The organism is Vibrio sp. 10N.237.312.B06 (genome assembly GCF_041464685.1).
GTDB lineage: Bacteria > Pseudomonadota > Gammaproteobacteria > Enterobacterales > Vibrionaceae > Vibrio > Vibrio tasmaniensis_A.
The window spans coordinates 1-4,960 of record NZ_JBFSPI010000148.1; the positions used below are offsets into that span (position 1 = coordinate 1).

At 45.1% G+C, this 4,960-nt stretch carries 5 protein-coding genes and 1 pseudogene; 2 read left to right on the forward strand and 4 right to left on the reverse strand.

Features of this window, described 5'->3' with window-relative positions:
* The first annotated feature begins 66 nt into the window (after window positions 1-66).
* Window positions 67-942, forward strand: a complete 876-nt coding sequence (locus tag AB6C75_RS22640; RefSeq protein ID WP_269336410.1) for an endonuclease/exonuclease/phosphatase family protein — start codon at window positions 67-69, stop codon at window positions 940-942.
* Window positions 943-1,089: 147 nt separating this feature from the next.
* On the opposite strand, the gene AB6C75_RS22645 is transcribed toward AB6C75_RS22640, so the two are convergent.
* From AB6C75_RS22645 to AB6C75_RS22660, 4 genes are all read right to left on the reverse strand, one after another.
* Window positions 1,090-1,521 (reverse strand): YeeE/YedE family protein, encoded by a 432-nt coding sequence (locus AB6C75_RS22645; RefSeq protein WP_009845336.1) that lies wholly within the window; start codon window positions 1,519-1,521, stop codon window positions 1,090-1,092.
* Window positions 1,521-1,997, reverse strand: coding sequence for a YeeE/YedE family protein (locus AB6C75_RS22650; RefSeq protein WP_017101877.1), 477 nt, complete (start codon window positions 1,995-1,997; stop codon window positions 1,521-1,523). Before AB6C75_RS22650 ends, AB6C75_RS22645 begins: the two co-directional genes overlap by 1 nt.
* Window positions 1,998-2,197: 200 nt before the next feature.
* On the reverse strand, window positions 2,198-3,430 hold the full coding sequence (locus AB6C75_RS22655) for a glycosyltransferase family 4 protein (protein WP_372109365.1): 1,233 nt from the start codon (window positions 3,428-3,430) through the stop codon (window positions 2,198-2,200).
* A gap of 120 nt (window positions 3,431-3,550) precedes the next feature.
* Window positions 3,551-4,648: a ketoacyl-ACP synthase III gene (locus tag AB6C75_RS22660; protein WP_372109366.1), complete on the reverse strand. Its 1,098-nt coding sequence runs from the start codon at window positions 4,646-4,648 to the stop codon at window positions 3,551-3,553.
* A 122-nt stretch (window positions 4,649-4,770) separates the two neighbouring features.
* Here AB6C75_RS22660 and AB6C75_RS22665 point away from each other — a divergent pair.
* A pseudogene (locus tag AB6C75_RS22665) lies at window positions 4,771-4,911 on the forward strand (thioredoxin TrxC); the annotation flags it as partial.
* Window positions 4,912-4,960: the final 49 nt, after the last annotated feature.

Genomic DNA, 4,960 nt, shown 5'->3' on the forward strand with positions numbered 1-4,960 from the left:
TCAAACCTATGCGAGTCACCCCAGCAGAGCTGGGGGTTTATCAATGTTTAATTAGGGATATTTGGGATGAAACGACTTCAAAACTGGATAATGTTAGGTTGCTTACTCAGTAGCCAGACATTTGCTGAACCTTTGACCATATCCAGTTGGAATATCGAATGGTTATCAACCAACGAGGCTGTGAATAAGTTTTCTGACCAACGTGATCAAGCGGATTTCGATAAGCTCGAACAGTATTTCCAATCCTTAAACTCGGATGTGGTGGCTTTCCAAGAAGTCGATGACATCAATGCCATTCAGCGCATCGCTGGCGATCAATACAAGATATTGATGTCTGACCGGGCATTACCAGAAAACAGTAACCATCAGTTCAAAGAAGTGAATCAATACACAGGGTTCGCGGTTCGTAAAGGAATCATACTCACCGACTACGCTGACTTTCCTCTCGAATCGAGCGCTAACAGCAAGCTTAGGTTTGCCAGTTATATGGTTGTGAAAACGGATACAAAACCAATTCACATGTTGTCTGTGCATTTAAAGGCGGGTTGCAGCGGCGCGTATAAATCTAACCGTGACTGTTCAAGGCTCAAAGACCAAGCGCAACAACTTAATAAGTGGATACAGCAAAGAGAACGCCAAGGTCAGGATTACGCAATATTAGGCGATTTCAACCATAACCTTTCTTACTCAAGAGATTGGATGTGGAAAGACTTAACTCAAAATGCCGATGCTCAGTTGGCGACAAGAAAAACTCGAGCAGATTGTAAGGTACGCTCTAACCGCAATAACCATCGCACACACCAGTTCCGTTCTGTGATTGATCATATTGTAGTGAGCAAATCCTTAGATGCCTTTCCTGCTAAACAGAAGGTCTTTGAAACGCAAGATGTGCTTGATTACAAACTTAGCGACCATTGCCCAGTTTCAACGACTATTAAATAGTAGATTTTAGATAACGGCAGATCATAGCTAACGGTAGATATAGAAAGAGGCTGACTGGCTTTTTTGCTAAAAGCGAGTCAACCTCTATGCTTGGTCAGTTCAGAACGAATAACGTCAAAGCCAATGTAATCAGCGATAAGCTTGCTACTAACAGGTTTTGTTCGTACGACCCGCCAACCACATTCCCACCAGCATGCTTAAGACGAACAGCCATACCGTTGGGTTACCCCCACTAAGGCTGGTTACTGCAGGGCCCGGGCAAAAGCCTGCAATCCCCCAGCCTAAACCAAAAGCAGTTGAACCTAAGATCAACTTTCTATCTATTAGTGGATTATTACTGCTATCTAAAGGTTCGCCATTGACGGCTTGAGCGCGCTTTTTAATGACCAAGTGATAAAACGGAGCGAAGACCAATAACGCGCCACCCATGACGAATGCCAAGCTAATGTCCCAGTCGCCAGCAATATCTAAAAACCCAAGTACTTTGTTCGGGTCAACCATGCCTGAAATGATCATACCTGAGCCAAAAAGAATACCTGCGACCAAACCGATAACGATAGTAAGTGAAGAGTTTTTCATTACGCCCCTAAACCGATCAAGTTCTTAGCAAACACAGTTACGATTGCCACACCCATGAATACACAAGTAGCGATGATTGAGCGCTTGGACAAACGAGCCATCCCCACAATGCCATGGCCGCTAGTACAGCCATTCGCCATCTTGGTACCAAAGCCCACCAATAATCCGGCTATGATAACCACTGCGAAGTTGATCTCTTCTAATTGCGGAAGTTGGTAGCCTGTTGGAATCAATAACCAGCCGCTCACGACCATTCCGACAACAAAAGCAAGTCGCCAATGTTTTTCGGTTTTCTCAATGCTGGAGTCCGAGTTCGATTCGGATCCTGATTCTAATCTTTTGTTCTTTCTCGACGGTAACAAGCGGCCAACAATACCGCTAATTCCTGCTACTCGCCCTATTCCTAACATAAGAATAATTGCCGACGCGCCTAACAACATGCCACCGAACAATGCATCCCAAGGTATTAAACTCATCACTGACCTCTCTCATAACGTCGATTAACTCATCATCCTCAATTTAAATTAGAGTTTACTAATAAATATAAATTAGTCAATGCTAATGTATTGCTAGAATGTTTCGGTTTGTAAGTCTGAAATTAACAAGCGTCCTGCATGAAAAAAGCCCCTAGGCGTTAACCTAAGGGCTTATTATTTGATTCGGTTTATTGTGTCAGTTACTTAGTCTTGTTCTTTTCAGCTATCCACTGCGACATATACTTGGTGCTCGCCATGCTGTGGTGCTTAAGCATCGAACCAAAGAAGTTATCCAGTCGATGAGATTCAAGATCGGACTCTAACGCCGTTAATCGCTCAATCAATGTGTCGCCGAGTTGATTCTGCTCGTAGTGCGCTTCAAGGATTGAATGACATTGGCTTTGTGCTTTAAGCCACTTCTCTTCATCTTTGTACAGAGCAACTGCAGCTTCAACAAACTCGTCGATATCATCAGCAACCGCGCCCGGCCATTGCAATTCACCCTGCGGTAGCATGCCTTCACTGCCGATTTCACTCGTCACGTTCGGAGTTTTCAGCTTCATCGCATCAAGCAACTTGCCTTTAATGCCCGCGCCAAATCGTAGAGGTGCAACACACACACGAGCTTGCTCCATCACTTCTTGAGCGTCTTTAGCCCAACCTTTTATATGGAAACCGGTTTTAGGGTTGTGCAAAGCCGTTGCTTTCGGCGGCGGGTAAGATCCGTAAATATGAAGTTCGGATTCAGGTAACTGCTTGCGAATCTTCGGCCAAATCTTCTGTAACTGAAGCACAGCATCCCAGTTCGGTGCGTGTCTAAAGTTACCTATCGTCATGAAATGCTTACGTTCTTCAAAGCTTTTCGTGCTTTCAGGAAGTGTATTAAGATCAACCATGAACGGCAAATGATGAACCAGTTTTGGATCGATATTGAACTCAGATTGAAGCAGCTCCATCTCGTAGCTTGAAATGATCAACGAAAGATCACAGCGTAAAATTGCGGCAATTTCACGTTTAGCCAAGTCACTGTACAAATACGCTTTGGTCAGTTCAGTCTCTTTCTTAACCGCTTCATGGCGCGCGTTACGTAGAAACTGTAAGTCTTCCGTATCCAGTAACTTAAAAGCATTCGGGCATACTTTTTCCACGCGCCAACCAAACTGCTCTTCCATCATGAAACGGTCAAACATCACGACATCGGGTTGCAGCTCTTCGATGTATTGGTCAAAGCTATCGCAATTTAACTGTATGGATTGGCTCGTGATGCCCTCTTCAGAGAGATCGATCATGTGCTCGGTTTCTTGAGCTGGCGTTGCAAATTCAACGGACCAACCTTGTCTCTTGAACAGGCGTAAAAGAGACATCATATGGCTGCCAGCCGCCGATGAATTCGGTTCTGGCCAAACGTAGCCAATTGCTAAAACTTTCTTCAAAACACTTCCTAAGAAATAACAAAAGGGACGAGATCAGTCCCTAATTAAACGAGCACCATGGTGGTCGATTTATATCACGGGGCGAATCCGACTTAAAAGGCGAACTCGTACCATACTCCGCTACTCACTTTCTGAGTTAGGCCGCGTTTTACAGTGTAAAATGGCTCTTTCTAGAAGCTCCAAAGCAGATTTATCCGCTTCTGGAAGCTTCGCATCCGATTGACCTAACGGTTCAACACGACTGCCCCACTTAATATGGCCAGCACCCCAAGTTAAACCTGCACCAAATGCCGCAAACAAGATGTTAGAGTTAGGTTTAACGAAGCCTTGCTCTAATGATTCACACAGTGCAATTGGCACAGTCGCTGCGGATGTGTTGCCGTAGTTTTGGATGTTAACAAACGCTTTCTCGCGCTCAAGACCCGCCATATCACACAAGGTCTGGATGATTCGGATGTTGGCTTGGTGCGGAATCACAACATCGATATTGTCGGTTGAGATGCCAGTACGGCTTAATACTGTGTGTGCAGCAGCGCCCATGCCTTTCACTGCACGCTTGAAGATTTCTTTACCTACGAAATCAAAGTCCCAGTAACCGTTATCTGCAGCAAAGCGGTCCATAGAAGTACCGAATTTGGGTACCGCTAGAATGTCACGGCCTTCTGCTTCACAACCGATTTGCGCTTCTTGTAAGCCAACCTGCTCTTCAGTGCGAGATAGAACCACAGCACCTGCGCCGTCACCAAATAGAACCGCAGTATCACGCTTGGTCCAGTCGATGAAGAATGACAAGCGTTCTGCACCCACTACGATAGCATTACGGTAGTTGCCTGCTTGAATCAGTCGAGTCGCCGTTTCAACGCCGTAGATGAACCCTGTACACGCTGCGTTAAGGTCGAAAGCCGCTGCGCTCTTGATGCCTAGGTTCTGTTGAACTTTAGACGCAGTATTTGGAATAAGGGAGTCTGGGCTGCACGTCGCGATGATCACAAGGTCGATATCTTTGGCAGTAAGACCAGCACACGCCATTGCGTGTTGAGCAGCAACAGTCGCTAACTCAGAGGTATTTACATGACTGATACGACGGTTTTCGATACCAGTTCGAGTTCTAATCCACTCGTCAGACGTATCAATGAAAGTGCTTAGATCATCATTGGACAACACGGCTGGTGGCAGACACTTTCCCCAGCCCGTAATCTCGGCGTAAAATTTTGTCATCATTTACCTATTTATTGTTTGTTTTTATTTAAGTATCGTATTCTAGTTTTAAACAGTATAAGCGCTCCGTGCGTGATTCGTAAATCGCGTTAGACACGGAGTTACAATAAAAAGAGAAAGTTATGTCTACATTCAACACACGTTGCCCTTCTTGTAATGGCGTAAACCGAGTTCCTTCAGAAAGAATTTCAGAAAGCCCAACCTGCGGTAAATGCAAAACAGCATTACTCGATGGCGCTCCTATCGAAGGAACGTCACTTAATTAAACATTGATAAACCCCCAGCTCTGCTGGGGTGACTCGCATAGGTTTG

Bases quoted from the DNA above. Each gene is read 5' to 3' on its own strand.
- AB6C75_RS22645 (WP_009845336.1), bottom strand. From the start codon at position 1,521: ATGAAAAACTCTTCACTTACTATCGTTATCGGTTTGGTCGCAGGTATT.
- AB6C75_RS22650 (WP_017101877.1), bottom strand. From the start codon at position 1,997: ATGAGTTTAATACCTTGGGATGCATTGTTCGGTGGCATGTTGTTAGGC.
- AB6C75_RS22660 (WP_372109366.1), bottom strand. From the start codon at position 4,648: ATGACAAAATTTTACGCCGAGATTACGGGCTGGGGAAAGTGTCTGCCA.
- AB6C75_RS22640 (WP_269336410.1), top strand. From the start codon at position 67: ATGAAACGACTTCAAAACTGGATAATGTTAGGTTGCTTACTCAGTAGC.